This window comes from Xenorhabdus eapokensis, assembly GCF_001908105.1.
Genome location: NZ_MKGQ01000007.1, coordinates 76,355 through 96,010 on the forward strand (window position 1 = coordinate 76,355; position 19,656 = coordinate 96,010).

General features: G+C 47.9%; 22 protein-coding genes. 19 read left to right on the forward strand and 3 right to left on the reverse strand.

Annotated elements, in window-relative coordinates; translation table 11 throughout:
• Nucleotide 1: 1 nt before the first annotated feature.
• The 7 genes from Xedl_RS07175 (at nt 2) to Xedl_RS07205 (ending at nt 5,109) form a co-directional block, all read left to right on the forward strand.
• Nucleotides 2–637: a phage virion morphogenesis protein gene (locus tag Xedl_RS07175; protein ID WP_074023140.1), complete on the forward strand. Its 636-nt coding sequence runs from the start codon at nt 2–4 to the stop codon at nt 635–637.
• 66 nt (nt 638–703) lie between these two features.
• Nucleotides 704–1,342, forward strand: a complete 639-nt coding sequence (locus tag Xedl_RS07180) for a phage baseplate assembly protein V (RefSeq protein WP_074023141.1) — start codon at nt 704–706, stop codon at nt 1,340–1,342.
• Nucleotides 1,339–1,680, forward strand: coding sequence for a GPW/gp25 family protein (locus tag Xedl_RS07185; protein ID WP_074023142.1), 342 nt, complete (start codon nt 1,339–1,341; stop codon nt 1,678–1,680). The genes Xedl_RS07180 and Xedl_RS07185 overlap by 4 nt, the downstream gene beginning before the upstream one ends.
• A gap of 4 nt (nt 1,681–1,684) precedes the next feature.
• A complete protein-coding gene (locus Xedl_RS07190) occupies nt 1,685–2,593 on the forward strand; it encodes a baseplate assembly protein (protein WP_074023143.1) in 909 nt (302 codons plus the stop codon).
• Nucleotides 2,586–3,194: a phage tail protein I gene (locus Xedl_RS07195; RefSeq protein ID WP_074023144.1), complete on the forward strand. Its 609-nt coding sequence runs from the start codon at nt 2,586–2,588 to the stop codon at nt 3,192–3,194. Before Xedl_RS07190 ends, Xedl_RS07195 begins: the two co-directional genes overlap by 8 nt.
• Nucleotides 3,191–4,654 (forward strand): phage tail-collar fiber domain-containing protein, encoded by a 1,464-nt coding sequence (locus Xedl_RS07200; protein WP_074023145.1) that lies wholly within the window; start codon nt 3,191–3,193, stop codon nt 4,652–4,654. The genes Xedl_RS07195 and Xedl_RS07200 overlap by 4 nt, the downstream gene beginning before the upstream one ends.
• Before the next feature lie 2 nt (nt 4,655–4,656).
• Nucleotides 4,657–5,109, forward strand: coding sequence for a tail fiber assembly protein (locus Xedl_RS07205; protein ID WP_074023146.1), 453 nt, complete (start codon nt 4,657–4,659; stop codon nt 5,107–5,109).
• 26 nt (nt 5,110–5,135) lie between these two features.
• On the opposite strand, the gene Xedl_RS07210 is transcribed toward Xedl_RS07205, so the two are convergent.
• A complete protein-coding gene (locus tag Xedl_RS07210) occupies nt 5,136–5,837 on the reverse strand; it encodes a phage tail fiber protein (protein WP_074023147.1) in 702 nt (233 codons plus the stop codon).
• 261 nt (nt 5,838–6,098) lie between these two features.
• On the opposite strand from Xedl_RS07210, the gene Xedl_RS07220 reads away from it, so the two are divergent.
• The 8 genes from Xedl_RS07220 to Xedl_RS07255 all read left to right on the forward strand — a co-directional run bounded on the left by Xedl_RS07220 (nt 6,099) and on the right by Xedl_RS07255 (nt 12,911).
• A complete protein-coding gene (locus Xedl_RS07220; RefSeq protein WP_074023149.1) occupies nt 6,099–7,271 on the forward strand; it encodes a phage tail sheath protein in 1,173 nt (390 codons plus the stop codon).
• An 11-nt stretch (nt 7,272–7,282) separates the two neighbouring features.
• Nucleotides 7,283–7,798 carry a phage major tail tube protein gene (locus tag Xedl_RS07225; RefSeq protein ID WP_074023150.1) on the forward strand — a complete coding sequence of 172 codons (516 nt, stop codon included), beginning with the start codon at nt 7,283–7,285 and terminating at the stop codon, nt 7,796–7,798.
• A 33-nt stretch (nt 7,799–7,831) separates the two neighbouring features.
• The gene (locus Xedl_RS07230) at nt 7,832–8,149 is read left to right on the forward strand and encodes a phage tail assembly protein (protein WP_074023151.1); all 318 of its coding nucleotides are present in this window, start codon (nt 7,832–7,834) and stop codon (nt 8,147–8,149) included.
• 14 nt (nt 8,150–8,163) lie between these two features.
• Nucleotides 8,164–8,280, forward strand: a complete 117-nt coding sequence (locus Xedl_RS07235) for a GpE family phage tail protein (RefSeq protein WP_083600290.1) — start codon at nt 8,164–8,166, stop codon at nt 8,278–8,280.
• Nucleotides 8,273–11,023: a phage tail tape measure protein gene (locus Xedl_RS07240; RefSeq protein ID WP_074023153.1), complete on the forward strand. Its 2,751-nt coding sequence runs from the start codon at nt 8,273–8,275 to the stop codon at nt 11,021–11,023. Before Xedl_RS07235 ends, Xedl_RS07240 begins: the two co-directional genes overlap by 8 nt.
• Nucleotides 11,023–11,520, forward strand: coding sequence for a phage tail protein (locus Xedl_RS07245; RefSeq protein ID WP_074023154.1), 498 nt, complete (start codon nt 11,023–11,025; stop codon nt 11,518–11,520). The genes Xedl_RS07240 and Xedl_RS07245 overlap by 1 nt, the downstream gene beginning before the upstream one ends.
• On the forward strand, nt 11,517–12,629 hold the full coding sequence (locus Xedl_RS07250; RefSeq protein WP_074023155.1) for a phage late control D family protein: 1,113 nt from the start codon (nt 11,517–11,519) through the stop codon (nt 12,627–12,629). The genes Xedl_RS07245 and Xedl_RS07250 overlap by 4 nt, the downstream gene beginning before the upstream one ends.
• Before the next feature lie 63 nt (nt 12,630–12,692).
• The gene (locus Xedl_RS07255; RefSeq protein WP_074023156.1) at nt 12,693–12,911 is read left to right on the forward strand and encodes an ogr/Delta-like zinc finger family protein; all 219 of its coding nucleotides are present in this window, start codon (nt 12,693–12,695) and stop codon (nt 12,909–12,911) included.
• Between the two features lie 53 nt (nt 12,912–12,964).
• On the opposite strand, the gene Xedl_RS07260 is transcribed toward Xedl_RS07255, so the two are convergent.
• Both Xedl_RS07260 and zipA read right to left on the reverse strand, forming a co-directional pair.
• On the reverse strand, nt 12,965–13,654 hold the full coding sequence (locus tag Xedl_RS07260) for a hypothetical protein (protein ID WP_074023157.1): 690 nt from the start codon (nt 13,652–13,654) through the stop codon (nt 12,965–12,967).
• A 310-nt stretch (nt 13,655–13,964) separates the two neighbouring features.
• A complete protein-coding gene (gene zipA / locus Xedl_RS07265; protein ID WP_074023158.1) occupies nt 13,965–14,900 on the reverse strand; it encodes a cell division protein ZipA in 936 nt (311 codons plus the stop codon).
• Between the two features lie 220 nt (nt 14,901–15,120).
• Here zipA and cysZ point away from each other — a divergent pair, with 220 nt between their 5' ends.
• The 4 genes from cysZ to ptsI all read left to right on the forward strand — a co-directional run bounded on the left by cysZ (nt 15,121) and on the right by ptsI (nt 19,631).
• Nucleotides 15,121–15,897, forward strand: a complete 777-nt coding sequence (gene cysZ, locus Xedl_RS07270) for a sulfate transporter CysZ (protein WP_074023159.1) — start codon at nt 15,121–15,123, stop codon at nt 15,895–15,897.
• Nucleotides 15,898–16,126: 229 nt separating this feature from the next.
• Nucleotides 16,127–17,080 carry a cysteine synthase A gene (gene cysK, locus Xedl_RS07275; protein WP_074023160.1) on the forward strand — a complete coding sequence of 318 codons (954 nt, stop codon included), beginning with the start codon at nt 16,127–16,129 and terminating at the stop codon, nt 17,078–17,080.
• A 441-nt stretch (nt 17,081–17,521) separates the two neighbouring features.
• Nucleotides 17,522–17,779 (forward strand): phosphocarrier protein Hpr, encoded by a 258-nt coding sequence (gene ptsH / locus Xedl_RS07280; protein WP_074023161.1) that lies wholly within the window; start codon nt 17,522–17,524, stop codon nt 17,777–17,779.
• 124 nt (nt 17,780–17,903) lie between these two features.
• Nucleotides 17,904–19,631, forward strand: a complete 1,728-nt coding sequence (gene ptsI / locus Xedl_RS07285; RefSeq protein ID WP_074023162.1) for a phosphoenolpyruvate-protein phosphotransferase PtsI — start codon at nt 17,904–17,906, stop codon at nt 19,629–19,631.
• The last annotated feature ends 25 nt before the right edge of the window (nt 19,632–19,656 follow it).

The following is a 19,656-nucleotide window of genomic DNA, read 5'->3' on the forward strand; positions in this document are numbered from 1 at the left end:
AATGGACGATAACGCATTGCAACCCCTGGATACCGCCCTCACGGCATTGTTAACCCAACTGTCCCCCGCCGGTCGCCAGCAACTGGCCCGTGAGATTGCGCGGGATCTGCGCCAAAGTCAGCTCCACCGTATCCGCGCCCAGCGTAACCCCGATGGCAGTCGCTATACCCAGCGCAAAGCACAAGTAATTCAGGTTCAGCGAGGCATGACCTTTGTCTGGCGGGGCGAAACCCGTACCTTGAAAAACTGGCAGATCCGCAAGGGCAAATCGGGCGAGGTGATCACGGGGTATGATGCTGAGCGCAAGGGCGTGCGTACCTTCTACAAAAACGATATCCAGCGCTTTCTGGCCGTCAAAATTGATCGCATTAATACCCGTAAAAACAGCAAAAAAACGCGCATGTTTAAGAAACTGGCCACTGCCCGTTACCTGCGCCTGTCGGCCAGCGATAAAGAAGCGGCCATCTTCTTTGCCCCCAAAGTGGCCACTGTTGCGCGCGTCCATCATTTCGGCCTGAAAGAGCGGATGCGGGGCAAAAACATGGAAGTCAACTATCCATCACGCCGTCTGTTGGGGCTGACACCACAGGATATCGCCCATATTGAAGCGCAAATCCTCACCCATCTCACCCGCTAATGTGTGTCAGGGCTGACACAACCCCGATAGCGTGCAGACCATTACGCACAGTGACATGTTGTGCGCATGAACACACAATTAACCGAACTTTTGCGCCGGCTGCGCAACCTGATCCGCATTGGCACCGTCACTCAGGTAGATACTACCCGTGGCCTCTGTCGCGTGGAAACCGGTCACCTTGAAACGGACTGGCTAAACTGGCTGACGGCCAGAGCCGGGAACGCCCGGACATGGTGGGCGCCCAGCGTTGGCGAGCAGGTCTTATTACTGGCTATCGGCGGTGATCTCACCACGGCGTTTGTACTGCCGGCGATTTTTTCCGACGAATTTCCGGCCCCTTCCCACTCACCGATGGCCGCCCACCTGGTCTTTCCCGACGGGGCAGTGATTGAGTATGAACCCCAGACCAGTGCATTAACGGTCACGGGAATTAAAACGGCCACCGTGAACGCTTCGGTGTCTGTCCATGTCACCGCGCCGGATATCACCTGTACGGCCAGTCATCAAATTACCCTGGATACCCCGACAGTGCTGTGCACGAACCATTTGACCACAGGCAGTCTGGCGATCCGGAATGGCGGGGTGATGCGCGGCAATATCACCCACACCGGCGGCCAATTCAGCTCTAACGGGGTTGTGGTCGATTCTCACCGGCACCATGGTGTGCGCAGTGGTGACGGTACGTCAGGAGGCCCCGTCTCATGAGGTATCTGGGGATGAATCGCCAAACCGGTGAGCCACTGACGGATATTGACCATATTCGCCAGTCCGTCAGCGACATTTTAATGACACCCGTGGGGAGCCGGATCGCCCGCCGTCAGTATGGTTCCCTGTTGTCGGCACTGATAGATGCGCCACAGAACCCGGCGCTGCGCCTGCAACTGATGGCGGCCTGTTATACCGCTATCCAGCAATGGGAGCCGCGCATCATCGTCACGGCGATTAGGCTCAGCCAGAATGCGGCGGGACACATGACGGTCGATATCAGCGGCCATTATTCCCCTGCCCGTGATCCGATAGCGTTTTCTGTGCCAGTGAGGTGACACCATGCCAACCATTGATCTCAGCCAGTTACCCCCGCCCGATGTGGTTGAACCGTTGGATTTTGAAACGCTGTTTACCGAGCGTAAGGCCGCCCTGATCGGCTTGTACCCGCCAGAACAGCGCGACGCGATCGCCCGCACACTGGCGCTGGAGTCGGAACCCATCACCAAATTGTTACAGGAAAACGCCTACCGTGAATTATTGTTACGCCAGCGTATCAATGAAGCGGCGCGGGCGGCGATGGTAGCGTATGCCAAAGGCAGCGATTTGGATCAGTTGGGGGCAAATAATAACGTTTCCCGTATGATGCTGCATCCGGCGGATAACACGACCATACCGCCGACACCGGCATTGATGGAACCGGATAACGATTATCGTGTACGTATTCCCCAGGCATTTGAAGGCTTAAGCGTGGCTGGCCCGGTCGGCGCCTATGAATACCATGCCCGCAGCGCTGACGGCCGGGTCGCGGATGCCTCGATCATTAGTCCCGCGCCAGCGTATGTGACCGTCAGTATTTTATCCCGTGAGGGAAACGGGGCGGCCAGTGAAGAACTGATCGCGACCGTCAGCCGTGCCCTGAATGATGAGGACGTGCGTCCCATTGCTGACCGTCTGACCGTACAGTCAGCCAGGATTGTCGATTATGAGATTGATGCCGTGCTGTACTGCTATCCCACACCGGAGTATGAACCGATATTACAGGATGCGCGGGCACGGCTGGCACGCTACACCGCCGAGCAGCACCGCATTGGCCGCGATATTGTGCGCAGTGCTATTTATGCGGCACTGCATGTCCCCGGTGTTCAGCGGGTTGATTTGAAAAAACCCACTCAGGACATGGTGTTGGATAAAACGCAGGCGAGTTTCTGCACCCGTGCCACCGTGACTATCGGGGGTTCAGATGAATAACCGCCTGTTGCCGGTCGGTTCCTCACCGTTGGAAGTGGCCGCTGCCACTGCGTTATCTGGTCTGGCTGAGATCCCGGTGCCTGTCCGTGACCTGTGGAACCCCGATCGTTGTCCGGTGCAGTTGTTACCGTATCTGGCGTGGGCATGGTCGGTTGACCGCTGGGATATGGACTGGCCAGAGCATACCAAACGTGAATCTATCAACGCGGCAATGTTTGTGCATAAGCACAAAGGCACCATTGGTGCTATCCGGCGTGTGGTCGAACCCTTCGGCTATTTGATCCGCGTGATTGAATGGTGGCAGACCAACGACGCTCCCGGTACCTTCCGGCTCGATATCGGGGTGATGGAAACGGGGATCGCCGAGGCCACTTACTTTGAACTGGAACGGTTGATTTTTGATGCGAAACCCGCCTCCCGCCATTTGATTGGGATGTCTATCCAACTGGAAACGGGCGGTACAGCCTATTGTGCTGTGACCAGTTACAGCGGCGATAGCCTGACGGTTTACCCCTATTTCCCTAAAGAAGTGGTTGTCTCAGGTGCTGACGTGGTGGGCGCGGCAGTGCATGTTATTGATGATATGAGGATTAAATCATGAGTACGAAATACTTTGCGCTGCTGACACAGTTAGGCGCAGATAAGTTGGCAAATGCGGCGGCATTGGGCACTAAAATTGAAATCACCCATATGGCCGTGGGTGATGGCGGTGGCAGCTTGCCAACGCCAGATACCCGACAAACCAAATTGGTGAATGAAAAACGCCGCGCCGCGATTAATGCCCTGAATATTGACCCTAAAAATACCAATCATATTATGGTTGAACAGGTCATACCGGAGAGCGAGGGCGGTTGGTGGATTCGTGAGATTGGCCTGTTTGATAAAGACGGCATCTTAATTGCCGTCGGCAATTGTGCCGAAACCTACAAACCGCAATTACAGGAAGGCTCAGGCCGCACCCAGACTATTCGCATGGTGTTGATTGTCAGCCATACCGACGCGGTGACACTGAAAGTCGATCCGTCCGTAGTATTGGCGACTCGCGAATATGCGGATGCGGCGGTTGTCAACGCTATTCGTGAGCATGAACAAAGCCGACGTCACCCTGATGCGACGCTGAAAGAAAGGGGGTTTGTTAGCTTAAGTAGTGCGGTAAACAGTAACAGCGAAACGCAGGCGGCAACCCCGAAAGCGGTTAAGACAGCTTATGATTTGGCTGCAACAGCTCATCAAAATGCGGCCAATGCCAATAACAATGCCAATGCCAGGCTCGAAAAATCCAAAAATGGCGCAGATATCCCCAACAAATCGGAGTTTGTGAAAAACCTCGGTTTGGCGGATGTTGTTGACAGAGCACTAAATTCACTGGATACGCGTACCGGTGGCGGAATTAATGGTGATGTGACTGTAAAACAACTACTCACACAGTCATTGGTGTTAGGCGGTGGTAGCTTAGTGGTCGGCTCGCGGGATGCGGCCAGTTTCGAGGGCAACAATATAGAAATTCGTTCATGGTACGGAGTGGGCTTTAAATCGACACATAATAATCCCAATGATGTCACCTCCATTTATTTCAATACCCGCAATGGCGATATTGCATCTCAGGGCAATCTTTCCATTCTGAAGAATGTTTCAACAAAGGGAAAAATGACTGCTGATGGAGGGTTTATTGCAGGCGATGAATCACAGAATGCGTCACTGACTCCATGGGGAGATATTCGTGGTGCCACATGGGGTGGCTGGCTCAGTCACTGGTTGAACGCCTCGTTTGCCCGAAAGAATTCTGGGGTCTTTAGTGGTAAAGGCTGGTTTAAAGATGAGTCGACAGGACTGATTATACAGTGGGGGGCTGAATCGGAAAGTAACAGAAACTTCAATTTCCCCCACATGTTTTCCGAAGCTTGCTTTGTGGTATTAGTCACTAATTCAACTTCACAGGGGGCACGTATAGATAACGCGTTTGGCTATCCGGTGAATAATTCGGAGTTTTATGCCGCGACAAAACGAGAAGATGGCATAGTTAACAATTTTCCAGTGGCATGGCTGGCAATTGGGAGGTAACAATGAAAAATATTCAACACAATAAAACAAAAAGAAAATTCGATAATGACTGGTTTTATAGTGCCGCTGAAAATGGTTTTGTTTACCGGCCGTATGATGAACAGGGTTCTTATCCAGACGACGTGAAACCGATCACCGATGAATTGTACAAAAAAATGTTTGCAGGCCAATCAGCCGGTAAGCGGATAGTGGCAGGCGCGGATGGCCTGCCTACCTTGATGGAGTTACCGCCCCCAACACCGGAGCAATTGCAGCAACAGGCAGAACAGGAAAAACGCTATCGTATGTCACAGGCCGCAAATTCCATCACTCCACTTCAATATGCTGTCGATCTCAACATGGCAACAGACACAGAGCAATCGGCACTGATCGCGTGGAAAAAATATACCGTGTTATTAAACCGCGTAGACTGTTCGGCAGCGCCCAACATTGACTGGCCTAAAACGCCAAAATAACAATCAGGGGCACGCAGCCCCTATATTCATTCCGACTCAGTCAATTTCCGTTGTTGCTGATTCCAGATAGAATTCTCTGGCATTTGCACACGAATAGCGATAGACCGACCAACAGGGATATCAATCGGGTCACCGTCAACGTAACCCTCTCGTGTATTTCTGGCGAATGCGGGTGCGCCAGTGTGCTCTCGATGATACGTCATGATTTTGATGGAACCATCGGGCAGCACGCGATAATCCACCCAAATCAACGGCAGTTTATTTTTACACAGCGGTATCTCAACCCCACCATCAACTCCGCCCCATGCGGCATCAGCATTAAATCCCAGCACGTTTTTGATGAGGTAAACGCCCTCGGACAGGCGTTCAACGGTAGCACCCTCGGATTCGTCGTTGGTGGTAAATGTACCATCGGGGTAGATTTGGATAATGGGCGAGGATTTTTTTAGGTAACCATCAACGACGGTGTAATCCGTACTTAATGTGATTGTTCCTGATTTTTGCGGAAATTGAATTGCATAGTTTCTACTGGTCGAACTTAATGAGCGTTCATATAGGGTTAATGAGGGACCCGTGCTGGGGAAATTGGCCTCCAGTGACAAATATTTTTGATAATTCTGTTCGTCGGATGTGAAATTGATGCGAGGCCACCGCCCTTGCGCTTCAACAAACGCGCTATATTGCCTGAAAAAATTCCCAGAAACCCATTTCGTTGTCGCTGTATCCACTAAACCGAGGTTTTACGGATATCAATATCTCACTCACTCGCCGGAATAAAACGGTTCATCATGGAACGCGCAAAATAGTTTGTGCATAAAATAGCCGTATTGGTATATTGAAAAATGACCAAACCGCCATTTGCAGCAATATCATGGCATTGGACTGAATATTGAGATAATTTGTACCAGCCTCCACACAATCCCAACCACCTGCATTTTATTGTAAAGCCGACCACCATAACGAAATCACTTAAGCAGGAGTTTTTCGCTATGGCCCAAGACTATCATCATGGCGTGCGCGTGCAGGAAATCAACGAAGGCACCCGCACCATTACCACCGTCAGCACTGCCATTGTCGGTATGGTCTGCACGGGGGATGATGCCGATCCCAACACCTTTCCCTTAAATACCCCCGTCTTGTTAACCGACGTCCTGACCGCCAGTGGCAAGGCCGGCGAAACCGGGACGTTATTCCATGCCCTGCGGGCGATTGCTGATCAGGCGAAGCCCGTTACGGTCGTGGTACGTGTGGCACAGGGTAAAACCGAAGCCGAGACCACGACCAATATCATTGGCGGCGTCACCGATGAAGGCAAGAAAACCGGCATGCAGGCGTTATTGGCCGCACAAAGCCAGCTTGGCGTGAAACCGCGTATACTCGCTGTGCCCGGTCACGATACCCGACATGTTGCTGAGGCACTGGCGGGGATTGCCCAGAAGCTACGCGCGATGGCGTATGTCAATGCCTACGGCTGTAAGACTATCAGTGAGGCTATTAAGTACCGTGGCTACTTTAAACACCGTGAATTGATGTTGATTTGGCCGGATTTCCTGAGCTGGGATACCGTGACCAGCCGCGAAGCTGTCGCGTATGCAACCGCCCGTGCCCTGGGCTTGCGGGCTAAAATTGATGAAGAAACCGGCTGGCATAAAACCCTGTCTAACGTCGGCGTCAATGGGGTCACCGGCATTTCGGCGGATGTGTTCTGGGATTTGCAGGATGTCGCCACCGATGCCAACCTGCTGAACCAGAATGATGTCACCACGCTGATCCGCAAAGACGGGTTCCGCTTCTGGGGTTCCCGCACCTGCTCCGATGATCCGTTGTTCCAGTTTGAAAGCTACACCCGTACCGCCCAGGTACTGGCTGACACGATGGCGGAAGCCCATATGTGGGCGATTGATAAACCGCTGACACCGTCACTGGTACGCGACATCATCGAAGGCATCAATGCCAAACTGCGTGAACTCAAATCTAACGGTTACCTGATTGACGGCCAGTGCTGGTATGACGAGAACGCCAACAGCAAAGACACCCTGAAAGCCGGCAAGCTCTATATCGACTATGACTACACGCCGGTGCCGCCACTGGAAAACCTGCTGCTGCGCCAGCGTATTTCCGATCAGTACCTGATGAACTTCGCCAGCCGCATTAACAGCTAAGGGGCTCACTAATGGCATTACCTCGCAAACTGAAATACCTGAATTTATTCAATGATGGCAACAACTACGTCGGCGTCGTGGAGGAGGTGACCCTGCCCAAACTGAGCCGCAAATTCGAAGCCTATCGTGGCGGCGGCATGAACGGTGCGGCCAATGTGGATTTGGGACTGGACGACGGCGCACTGGATGCCGAATTTACCCTCGGTGGTATTGAAGCTCAACTGTATAAACAGTGGGGCATTGAGAAAGTGGATGGCGTAGCCCTGCGTTTTAACGGCTCCTTCCAGCGTGACGATACCGGCGAAGTGATTGCGGTTGAAGTGGTGATGCGTGGCCGCTTCTCGGAATTCGACCCGGGTAACTACAAGCAGGGCGACAATACCCAGACGAAAGTCAGCGCCAAAAACACCTACTTTAAATTGACGTGGGACGGTGAAGTGCTGGTCGAAATTGACACCGTCAATATGGTGGAAATCGTCGGCGGCGTGGATCGCCTTGAAGCCCATCGCCGAGCTATCGGCTTGTAACTCACTAATTTTTAACCCAAGGAACACATTATCATGACTGAACAAATCCCTGCCATCCAGCCTGAACATGCGACAGTGACGCTGGAAGAGCCGATTGCCCGTGGTACGACGTCGGTTACTGACATTATCGTGCGCAAGCCTAACAGCGGCGCCCTGCGCGGGGTGCGCCTTCAAGCGTTGATGGAAATGGATGTCGATTCCATGATGCTGGTGTTGCCCCGTATCACAGCACCCGCCCTGACCAAAAACGATTTATTACTGATGTCCCCCGGTGACCTGATTAACCTGAGTGTCGAGGTGGTCAATTTTTTGTTACCGAAGTCGGTGAAGTCCGATTTCCAGACAGCATAACTGTTGATGAACTGGTGGCGGATATCGCCACCGTCTTTCACTGGTCGCCCGCCGTGACCGCCGACATGTCCCTGCCGGAATTATTGGAATGGCGTTACCGGGCCATCAAACGGAGTGGCGCCGATGAGTGACCGTAATTTACGCCTGCAAGTGATCTTAAGTGCCGTGGATAAACTGACACGGCCATTTAAAGGGGCGCAGGCAACCAATAAGCGGCTGGCGGAGACCATCAAACAGTCACGCCAGCAATTGCGGGAGTTAAACCAGCAAGCCGGCAAAATTGACGGTTTTCGCAAAACCAAGCAGGCTCTGGGCAGTACCGAACACGCCTACCGTAGTGCCACCGAGCGGGTGGCGACGTTAAGCCGTGCCCTCAATGCCAGTGCCAGCCCCACACAAACCCAGATCAGGCAACTCCAGCAGGCTAAAAATGCCGCCCGTCAGCTAAAAGACAAAACCCATTCCTTAAGCCAGTCTCTGCAACGTCAACGGGATGCACTGCACGCCAGCGGTATCTCGACTCATCGGCTTGGGGAAGCTCAGCGGCGCATTAACGGTGATATCAGCCGAACCACCGGTGCGCTTGAGCGACAGCAGCAGCAACTGGAGCGGCTGCGCCAGCAGGAACAGCGCATGGCGGCGGCCAAATCCCGCTACCAGAAAATGAAGGATGTGCGTAATCAGGTGGCGACGACAGGCGCAGCCGCCACCGCCGCTGGGGTGGGAGCGCTCTACAGCGCCAAGCGCGTGATGATGCCGGGCTACGATTTCGAGGTGGGCATGTCGAACGTGCAGGCTCTGACTCGTTTGGATAAGAATTCTCCACAATTAAAAGCATTGCGTGAACAAGCTAGGCAACTGGGGGCAACAACCAGTTTTACAGCGAATGATGTCGCTGGCGGGATGGGGTTCCTAGCGATGGCCGGTTACGACCCTGATAAGATTCAAAAGTCTATTCCTGCCATGCTGGACTTGGCAAAAGCGGCAGGTATGGATGACTCACTGGCTGAGGTGGCTGATATTGCTTCTAATATTCAGAGTGCTTACAAAATCCCCGCCGATGAAATGAAACGAGTTGCGGATATCCTTACTTACGGTTTTACCACCTCTAACACTGATTTACGTATGTTGGGGGAAACCATGAAATATGTTGGCCCTGCTGCACAGTCAGCAGCCCAGGACTTTGAGTCGGTGGTAGCCGCTGTAGGGTTACTAGGGAATGTAGGGATACAAGGTTCGCAAGCAGGTACATCTTTAAGGATGGCATTGTTGCGTTTGGCTGCTCAACCCAGCGCGGCGAAGAAGGCGCTTAATGAATTGAATGTTTCCATTGCGGACAGTAGTGGAAAAATGCGAGCCATGCCAGAGATACTGTCTGATTTGGAGTCCGCTTTTAAAAAACAGGGTATTGGCGGCGTCGGTAATGCGAAGAAAATTGCGTTTGTCAAAGATATTTTTGGGGTTGAAGCTTCATCCGCCATGCTTGAATTACTGGATAAGCAAGGCTCGATAGATCCTGAAAAACGCATTGATGCATATATCAAAAAAATTCATGAACAGGATGATACAGCCCGTCAGGTTGCTAAAGCGAAAGCTGACAATATGGATGGAGATATCAAAAACTTGCGTTCAGCTTGGGAAGATATTGGAATTACTTTATATGATTCCGTCAAAGAACCTTTAAGGGATATTTTCCAAAAAGCCACCGATATTATGCGTTCCATTGGGAAATGGGCTAAGGCCAACCCTGAATTGACGAAAAAAATAACCATGATTGCCATTGGGTTGGGTGTTATCTTGGCTGTCTTCGGTGCTATTACGTTAGCATTGGCGGCTTTGTTGGGGCCATTGGCTATGGTTAAGTTTAGTCTGAGCGTGCTCGGTATTAAGGGCGCTGGTTCTATTCTGAAATTGGGGTCGGCATTTTCTGCTGTCGGTAAAGTGTTGTCGTGGTTGCGGGTGCTGGTGCTGACAAATCCCCTGTTATTGATCATTGGCCTGATTGCTCTGGGTGCCTATCTGATTTGGAAAAATTGGGACAAACTGGGGCCGTGGTTTAAAAAACTGTGGGATAACATTTCAAACTATGTTTCTACAGCATGGGCCAGTATTAAACAAAAGATTGTGAGCAAATGGGGTGAAATCAAGGCCGACATTTTAGCCAGATGGGATACCATCAAAACGTACATTTCAAATAAATGGGATGAGATTGTCGAGAACGCCAAGAAACTGCCAGGGCGGTTTAAAAAATTCGGGCGGGAAATTATCGATAAGCTGGTCACCGGCATTAAGGAAAAATGGGCAGCGTTAAAGCAAAGTTTGTCTGAATTAGGTACACAGATTAAAGAGGCCGTGACGCCTGATTTTATGAAAGAGCAGGCGCAACAGCCAGAAGTAAAACAGGCGCTGGAGGCCTATAACAGTGCAACACGCCCCCATGCCAACCCGTTTGGCTTTGCTGGCGCCCATGATACTGGCGGTTATATTCCAGCAGGGAAATTTGGTCTGGTCGGTGAATATGGCCCTGAGCTGATAAACGGCCCTACCCACGTAACCAGCCGCCGGCAAACGGCCGCACTGGCTCGCATAGCCGCCACGGCACTGTCAATGGGAGCCGTGTCTGCTGTGGGTGCCCAATCGACCCCACTGCATCCGTACAGCCTGCCTGCCGCGCACTATCAAACCACCGGGGTGGCAGTTATCAATCAGCATCAGCGTAATGACCGCCCCGCCTATGAAATTCACATTCATGCCACGCCGGCACAATCCGCACAGGATATCGCACAGGCTGTCGCCCGTGAGTTGGATCGCAGGGAACAGCAACAGCGTGCCCGTGCTCGCAGCGTTTTTTCTGACAGAGAGGATTTTTACTGATGATGGCCGCATTGGGTTTATTTGTCTTTATGCTGAAAACCACGCCCTACCAGAACTTGCAACACCAGCAATCGTGGCGCTATGGTTTCAATAACCGGATTGGTGTCCGTCCAGCTTTTCAGTTTATCGGGCCGAACAATGACACCATCACCTTATCCGGTTCGTTGTACCCGGAAATCACGGGGGGACGGTTATCGCTGCTGGCGTTACAACTGATGGCGGACAGTGGCAAAGCCTGGTCATTTCTGGATGGTCAGGGCACCATTTACGGTATGTTTATTATTGAGAGTATTGATCAGACCAAGACAGAATTCTTTGTCGATGGGGCTGCCAAAAAAATCGACTTTACTGTCACTTTACGTCGTGTGGATGAAAATCTGGGTGAGATGTTCGGTGACCTGAATAAACAACTGGATGACCTGAAAAACAGCGCGACCAACATACTGGGCAGTATTAAGACGGCGGCTCCCGATAAACTCACGAGGTTATTTTCATGATGTCATTACCACATCTGGGCTGGGTAACAGGTAACACTAACACGCCCGTTTATGTGTTGAGTGCGGGCGATAGTAATATCAATGCCCGCATTCAGGATCGGCTAATTTCCCTCAGCCTGACTGATAATCGCGGCTTTGAAGCAGACCAGCTTGATATTGAGCTGGATGACAGTGATGGCCTGTTGTCGTTGCCACCCCGTGGTGCTGAGTTTTCTCTGCATCTCGGCTGGCAAGGCGCCGCACTCATCCATAAGGGCAAGTTTATTGTGGATGAAATCGAATACAGCGGCGTACCGGATAAAGTGACGGTTCGTGCCCGCAGTGCCGATTTTCGGGCGACCCTGAATATTAGCCGCGAATTGTCCTATCATCAAAAAACACTCAGCGATATTGTGCGCACCATCGCCAGTCGTAATAACCTGAAGCCGGAGGTGGACAGCAGGCTGGCGGATATCCGGCTCAATCATATTGATCAAACCAACGAATCTGATGGCAGCTTCTTAACCCGGCTGGCTAAACAGGAAGGCGCGATTGCCACTATTAAAAACGGCTATCTGCTGTTTATTCGCTCAGGGCAGAACAAAACCGTCAGCGGTCGCCCGTTGCCGGTCGTAATGATTACCCGCCAGTCGGGTGACGGATACCGGTTTTCACTGGCAGACCGCAGCGCCTATACCGGTGTTTCTGCAAGTTGGCTGAATACCCGTGAACCGAAGAAAAAAGATAACGTCACTGTCAAACGTAAGCGGCGCAAAACAAGTCAGGCAAATCCACAGAAAAAAGAAGAAAAGCAAGGGGATTATCTAGCTGGCAGCGAAGGAAATGTGTTGGTACTGAAGCATACCTATGCCAATCGGTCTAATGCAGAACGGGCAGCAAAAGCAGAATGGCAAAAGATTCAGCGTGGTGTGGCATCCTTTTCCATTCAACTGGCCAAAGGACAACCGGAATTATTCCCAGAAATGAAAATCAAAGTCAGCGGCTTCAAACCTGAAATTGATAAAGCTGAGTGGACGCTGGTTACTGTCACTCATACACTCAATGACAGTGGGTTAACCTCAGCTTTGGAATTAGAGGTCAAGATTTCGGATGCTGACATGAGTGCGTAATTTGCTATAATCGCACCATTGCCTAATAAAGCTGGCAACCATTTTCACTAAGGCACTCATATTATGATGAAATGCCCCCTTTGCCACCATGTTGCGCACACCCGCAGCAGTTTTGAACACACCGCCGAAACCAAAGAGCGTTACAACCAGTGCCAGAATATCAATTGTGGTGCGACGTTTGTCAGCCATGAAACTTTTGTCCGCTGGGTGGCTAAACCGATCTTAATTGAGGCTGCCCCGCCGCATCCGGTGAGTGGTCAGCAAACTGTGATGCAATTTTGATTTCACCCTAAAAAAGATTAAGCCCCATTATATTTTTGGGGCTTTTAGGTTTATTACTCTACTAACTCAATTGGTTCTCCGGTTTTTAGATCAATTTTTGCTTTAATTGATTGTTGTACGACTCCACCGTAAGAATTGGTTCCCTTGAATATGGTTTGTACGATAGCGTAGGGAGGTTGTTTATTAAGAGCTAATCGATAAGTGGTACTCACATGTTTATAGCTTGAGTCATCATGCATGGTTTTTTTAATCATTTTTTCTAACGGACGATAAGAGCCATCCCAGCCGCTAAAATTTGCAACAAAAGTATCAAGGTTGATACGATCATCAAGTGAATTTGGATTTTTATTGAAGTCAACATAGCACCAGCCAAGCACTTCCCCTAGCTTCAAATCAGGCGATTTTGTGTAAGACATTTGGCTCAGACAATTGTAAAAAACATCAGTATTAGATTTCTCTATGTGTTTGGCAGTAATGTAACTATCAACAATCTCTTTTCGTGTCTTTTGCGGTTTCTCTCTGTAGTTTTTTAAAGTTTCGTTAGCATACTCAGAGAATTCGGGCTGCTTTTCATCATCTGCACTGATAAAATGATATATGCCTATGCCAATAGCTACTATGATGGCAATTCCTAATGCGGATTCTAGCTTTGTTATTCCCGGATTTTTAACCCCACATTTGGGACATTTTTTCTCTTTTTTTGGAACTTCTTCCCTGCACTTTTTACATTTTACTAACTTCATGGATATTACTCCCTATCTAATTTCGTTTAGTTATCCATTTCAATGGAATTGATTTATTAAATAAATATAGACAAATATTACAAATGAAAATTTTTGGTCAAGGACTGCTCTGTATAGATATGGAATCTATCTGATAATTTTATGGTGATAAATGATAAAGCCCCTCGAAAATCGAAGGGCTTCTGCTAAAGGTTTCAGTTATAAAGTGGATGAAATGTGGATGTTGATTTAAAAAATTCCTTTATAATCAACACAATTAAGCGACATTCTACCCCCGACTAGCGGGGGTTTGATACTAAAAAAAGAAGGGTTATTCACCGACATTGAGTGTATCACGGATACGCGCCTTATAGAGTTCGATCATCTGTGGTGTCAGCATTTTACGCTCACCATCCAGAACTACGCCCCCCACATCGGCAGCGATACGCTGTGCCGTCTGCAACATCAGTTTAAAATTCTGATTGGAATCACCATATGAAGGCACAAGCATAAATATGGAAATACCAGGAGTAGTGAAATCTACCATTTGGTCTGGGTCAAATGAGCCAGGTTTTACCATGTTAGCTAAACTGAACAATACAGCACCACTACCCGACGGGTTTAGATGGCGATGAAAAATATTCATCTCACCAAACCGGAAGCCTGCCTGTAAAATGCTTTGGAACAATATCTCACCATTCAGTTCTTGCCCATGATGAGCGGCAACATGCAATACCAATACTGTCTCTTTTTTAGTCTGTTCAGATTTAGACAGTACTTCATTCTCTGTTACTTTTGGCTGCCCTTCCACAATTTCAGAATCTGACTCTGCTACCCTGGTTTCTTTCGATTCGACAGATTCAATCGGATCGAACAAACCAAGTTGGGGTTCTTCCTGTTGATCATCAACACCTTCCACCTTGACTGTAGAAACATCAGATTGATGCTTTGCAAGTAAAGGATCTGTACCACCACCAGGTACTACGATTGACGATTCAGTCGCATGACGTTCGATAACCGGCTCTGTACGATATTCAGTATGCGCTTTCGCCGACCGCTGAACATTCGACTTTGGCGTATTATCAAACAGTTCATCACCATCATCATCCTTTGGCTCTTCCTGACGCCCCTGTTTATGACGTTTAACTGGGCGATCACGAAAGAGTGATGAACGCTCTTTACGGCTGGTCCACAACCCATGTAATAGCAAAGCTATTATGGCTATCGCACCAACAACGATTAATATCAGACGCAAATCCTGCATCATTGCTATCTCTGTTGTTTAAATTAATTGCCACTACGGCGGAATATTCTTTAGATAAGAGTATTTGTCAAATAGGACAAGTGCAAGTCTCTACATACTTTTCTTACCATAATGAGAGATTTCCTCTGTTTTTTCGGATGTTTTTTACTCATAAAACGACTGGTCAGTGGAAAATCCTGCCTATATCATACCGCCTCAATCATCTAAGAGAGAATAAGAAAATATGACGAATTCGACAAAGTCGCCAAAACATGCGAATGGATTTCACTATATTGTCCAAGGTTGGCAACTAATAACCCGTCCTGGCATTAAGAGATTCGTTCTATTACCTTTATTGGCTAATATTTTATTGCTAGGTGGTTCATTTTGGTGGCTATACCATAAACTGGATGGCTGGGTACAATGGACGCTCGATAAAATACCAGACTGGATGCAATGGTTAAGCTACTTAATTTGGCCACTTGCTGTTATTTCTATCTTATTGATTTTTACTTATTTTTTTAGCACGCTCGCTAATTTTATCGCTTCACCATTTAATGGCTTGCTGGCGGAAAAATTGGAGGCTGACTTAACCGGTATACCAGCACCAGATACTGGCGTTATCGACTTACTCAAAGATACGCCCCGTATTTTGAAACGCGAAGTGGTGAAAATTCTTTACTATATTCCGCGAGCACTTGTCCTTTTGTTACTTTATTTCATTCCAGTAATAGGCCAAACCGTCGCTCCTCTCCTTTGGTTTATTTTTAGTGCCTGGATGCTGGCAATCCAATATTGTGACTATCCGTTTGATAACCATAAAGTCAGTTTTACCACTATGCGCAAAACGTTGCGTCAAAACAAAATAGATAACCTGCAATTTGGCGCAGCAGTCAGTATTCTGACTATGATCCCAATCGTGAATCTGTTTATCATGCCTGTTGTGGTTTGTGGAGCCACTGCAATGTGGGTTGATCGCTACCGTGCTCAACATGACCTGAATCGCACATCATCAAACTAATTTTCTGTTTACTATCCTCTGCTTACTACAGCAATAAATCCTCTGACAAACTATAAGTATGTCAGAGGATTTATGAAAAAATTATGCTAACCTTAAATAATCAAAAGAATATAAAATGACCATCAGTTATTCTTTTATATAATAAGAATAGACTGAAACCTTATTTCCATAAATATGATGTTAGCGTATGGTTAATCAGTATTTACGGTATGTTAGGGGCAATCGAACAATGAGCAAAATTTATGAAGATAATTCGTTGACTATTGGTCACACTCCGCTAGTACGTTTAAAAAATTTCGCAAACGGTCGTATCCTGGCGAAAGTAGAGTCCCGTAACCCCAGCTTCAGTGTAAAATGCCGCATTGGTGCCAATATGATTTGGGATGCTGAAAAACGTGGCATTCTGACCAAAGATAAAGAACTTATCGAGCCAACCAGTGGTAATACAGGGATTGCGCTTGCCTATGTTGCAGCGGCTCGTGGTTATAAGTTAACTTTGACCATGCCTGAAACAATGAGCCTTGAACGACGTAAACTACTGAAAGCACTAGGCGCAAATTTGGTGTTAACCGAAGGTGCAAAAGGCATGAAAGGTGCCATTGAAAAAGCTAACGAAATCCGTGACAGCAACCCTGAACGTTATATACTTCTGCAACAATTCAGCAATCCCGCCAACCCTGAAATTCATGAAAAAACCACTGGCCCTGAAATTTGGGAAGATACTGACGGCAATGTAGACGTTTTTGTTGCTGGTGTAGGAACTGGCGGCACAATTACGGGTGTTGCCCGTTACTTAAAAAATACGCAGGGCAAACAAGTTACTATCGTTGCGGTAGAACCAGAAGATTCACCTGTTATCAGCCAAAAATTAGCCGGTGAAGAGCTTAAACCAGGCCCGCATAAAATTCAGGGAATCGGCGCAGGCTTCATTCCTGATAACTTAGATTTAACATTAGTTGACCGCGTATTTAAAATCAGCAACGAAGAAGCGATAAAAATTGCACGCGAACTCACTGAAAAAGAAGGAATTCTCGCCGGAATTTCTTCAGGCGCGGCGGTTGCGGCAGCCATCAAAATAGCGCAAGAAGAGGCATACAAGGACAAAAATATTGTGGTGATTTTGCCTTCATCGGCGGAACGTTATCTCAGCACAGCACTGTTTGCTGACTTACTCAATGAGTAAAAATTACTCTATAGAATTTTTCACTACATTGACAAAAAGGCACCTCCAGGGTGCTTTTTTGTGCATCAGATCAAAGTTTAAAGCTTTCCTAGATGATTTATTCAAGTAGCTTTAGTATTTAACCAGTAATTATTTTGATGCGCGAAATTAATCGCCAACCAAACGGCAAAAAAGGTTATTCAATTAAACCATTCTTCGGATAGCGTGTATTAACACCAAATCAACAATAGAGCGCATCAAGTATGTTAATTTTTTGATAATGATTATTATAATCCCACTAAATTTCAAGTTAAAATTAACAGAGCAATAACTTGAAAGGCAGAGGGGATACGCTTTACTTCGTTATCATTTTAACGGTTGTATAAGCCGGAGCGAATTCCGCTATATCCAATAGCATTCTCTTGGCTTATCAACGAATATTTAAGTTATTGAGGAAATATTATGTTCCAGCAAGAAGTTACTATTACTGCACCAAACGGTCTCCACACTCGCCCTGCGGCACAATTTGTCAAAGAAGCAAAAGGCTTCGCTTCTGACATCACCTTAGCTTCTGGGGGCAAGTCTGCCAGCGCAAAAAGCCTGTTCAAGTTACAAACGCTGGGATTGACTCAAGGTACAGTCGTAACGATTTCTGCTGAAGGCGAAGATGAACAACAGGCTGTTGAACATTTAGTTAAATTGATGGGTGAATTGGAGTAATCTTCCGTTCAATCAAGCCAATCTATTTCATTCAGCTTATCCCCAGGCCAATAAAACCTGGGGATATTTAGGGCGTCCCCTAAGTCTTAATGAAAGGTAATCACCCGCAGTAAGGTCATATAATATGATTTCAGGCATCTTAGTATCACCAGGAATTGCTTTCGGTAAAGCGTTATTACTGAAAGAAGATCCCATCATTATCAATCATAAAAAAATTATTCCTGAACAAGTCGAACAAGAAATTTCCCGCTTTAAGCAAGGCCGTGACAAATCTTCCGCACAATTAGAAATCATTAGAGAAACAGCCGAAAAAAATCTGGGTGCAGAAAAGGCCGAAATCTTCGAAGGCCATATCATGTTGCTGGAAGATGAAGAGCTAGAGCAGGAAATCATCACGCTTATTAAAAAAAATCTGTTAACAGCAGATGCAGCCGTTCATTCCGTTATTGAAGATCAGGCCAATGCGCTGGAAGTACTGGATGATGAATATTTGAAAGAGCGAGCCGCCGATGTCCGTGATATTGGTAAGCGCTTACTAAAAAATATTCTGGATATGCCAATTATCGACTTGGGTTCCATTGAAGAAGAAGTCATCTTGGTTGCCAGTGATCTGACGCCATCAGAAACCGCACAACTCAATCTGGACAAGGTATTAGGTTTCATCACTGATCTAGGCGGCCGCACTTCCCACACTTCCATTATGGCTCGCTCGCTGGAATTACCCGCAATTGTTGGTACAACCAATGCGACCAGGCAAATCCAAAATGGTAATTACCTGATTCTGGATGCCGTCAATAATCACATTTATGTGAACCCCTCTGATACCGAAATCGAGAAACTGAAAACAGCGAAAATTGAGTATCTGACAGAAAAAAACGAACTGGCGAAGCTGAAAGACTTACCTGCCATCACACTGGATGGTCATCAAGTTGAAGTTTGCGCCAATATCGGTACAGTCCGTGACATCGCTGGCGCTGAACGCAATGGTGCCGAAGGTGTTGGTTTATACCGTACTGAATTCCTGTTTATGGATCGCGATTCTCTGCCAACCGAAGACGAACAATTTGAGGCCTATAAAGCCGTTGCAGAAGCTGTTGGCAACCAAGCTGTCATTATCCGTACAATGGACATTGGTGGCGATAAAGACTTACCTTACATGAATCTGCCAAAAGAAGAAAACCCATTCCTTGGCTGGCGCGCGATCCGTATTTGCCTTGACCGTAAAGAGATTTTGCATTCTCAATTACGTGCTATCCTGCGAGCTTCTGCATTTGGTAAACTTCGCATTATGTTCCCAATGATTATTTCAGTTGAAGAAATTCGGGAATTGAAAGTTGAGCTTGCGTTACTCAAAGAGCAGTTACGCAATGAAAACAAAGCATTTGATGAATCGATTGAAGTTGGCATCATGGTGGAAACGCCTGCTGCTGCAACCATTGCTCATCATCTTGCAAAAGAAGTTGACTTTTTTAGTATTGGGACAAACGATCTAACTCAGTATACTCTTGCGGTAGACCGTGGTAATGAGCTGATTTCTCATCTCTACAACCCAATGTCACCAGCAGTGTTGAGCTTAATCAAGCAGGTTATTGATGCTTCACACGCAGAAGGCAAATGGACTGGCATGTGTGGAGAGCTGGCCGGTGATGAGCGCGCCACACTGTTACTTCTGGGCATGGGGTTGGATGAGTTCAGCATGAGTGCAATATCAATTCCACGCATTAAAAAGATCATCCGTAATACTAATTATGATGATGCAAAAGCACTGGCAGAGCAGGCTTTGACTCAGCCAACAGCAAAGGAATTGATGGATTTGGTTGACACCTTTACCAGAGAAAAAACACTCTGCTAAGAATTAGCCAGAATACGGTCCCATT

Coding starts and splice junctions, on each gene's coding strand:
- Xedl_RS07240 (WP_074023153.1), top strand. CDS start 8,273: ATGAGTGACCGTAATTTACGCCTGCAAGTGATCTTAAGTGCCGTGGAT.
- Xedl_RS07245 (WP_074023154.1), top strand. CDS start 11,023: ATGATGGCCGCATTGGGTTTATTTGTCTTTATGCTGAAAACCACGCCC.
- Xedl_RS07205 (WP_074023146.1), top strand. CDS start 4,657: ATGAAAAATATTCAACACAATAAAACAAAAAGAAAATTCGATAATGAC.
- cysZ (WP_074023159.1), top strand. CDS start 15,121: ATGACGAATTCGACAAAGTCGCCAAAACATGCGAATGGATTTCACTAT.
- Xedl_RS07220 (WP_074023149.1), top strand. CDS start 6,099: ATGGCCCAAGACTATCATCATGGCGTGCGCGTGCAGGAAATCAACGAA.
- Xedl_RS07180 (WP_074023141.1), top strand. CDS start 704: ATGAACACACAATTAACCGAACTTTTGCGCCGGCTGCGCAACCTGATC.
- cysK (WP_074023160.1), top strand. CDS start 16,127: ATGAGCAAAATTTATGAAGATAATTCGTTGACTATTGGTCACACTCCG.
- Xedl_RS07200 (WP_074023145.1), top strand. CDS start 3,191: ATGAGTACGAAATACTTTGCGCTGCTGACACAGTTAGGCGCAGATAAG.
- Xedl_RS07260 (WP_074023157.1), bottom strand. CDS start 13,654: ATGAAGTTAGTAAAATGTAAAAAGTGCAGGGAAGAAGTTCCAAAAAAA.
- Xedl_RS07230 (WP_074023151.1), top strand. CDS start 7,832: ATGACTGAACAAATCCCTGCCATCCAGCCTGAACATGCGACAGTGACG.
- zipA (WP_074023158.1), bottom strand. CDS start 14,900: ATGATGCAGGATTTGCGTCTGATATTAATCGTTGTTGGTGCGATAGCC.
- Xedl_RS07175 (WP_074023140.1), top strand. CDS start 2: ATGGACGATAACGCATTGCAACCCCTGGATACCGCCCTCACGGCATTG.
- Xedl_RS07185 (WP_074023142.1), top strand. CDS start 1,339: ATGAGGTATCTGGGGATGAATCGCCAAACCGGTGAGCCACTGACGGAT.
- Xedl_RS07250 (WP_074023155.1), top strand. CDS start 11,517: ATGATGTCATTACCACATCTGGGCTGGGTAACAGGTAACACTAACACG.
- ptsH (WP_074023161.1), top strand. CDS start 17,522: ATGTTCCAGCAAGAAGTTACTATTACTGCACCAAACGGTCTCCACACT.
- Xedl_RS07195 (WP_074023144.1), top strand. CDS start 2,586: ATGAATAACCGCCTGTTGCCGGTCGGTTCCTCACCGTTGGAAGTGGCC.
- Xedl_RS07225 (WP_074023150.1), top strand. CDS start 7,283: ATGGCATTACCTCGCAAACTGAAATACCTGAATTTATTCAATGATGGC.
- Xedl_RS07190 (WP_074023143.1), top strand. CDS start 1,685: ATGCCAACCATTGATCTCAGCCAGTTACCCCCGCCCGATGTGGTTGAA.
- Xedl_RS07255 (WP_074023156.1), top strand. CDS start 12,693: ATGATGAAATGCCCCCTTTGCCACCATGTTGCGCACACCCGCAGCAGT.
- ptsI (WP_074023162.1), top strand. CDS start 17,904: ATGATTTCAGGCATCTTAGTATCACCAGGAATTGCTTTCGGTAAAGCG.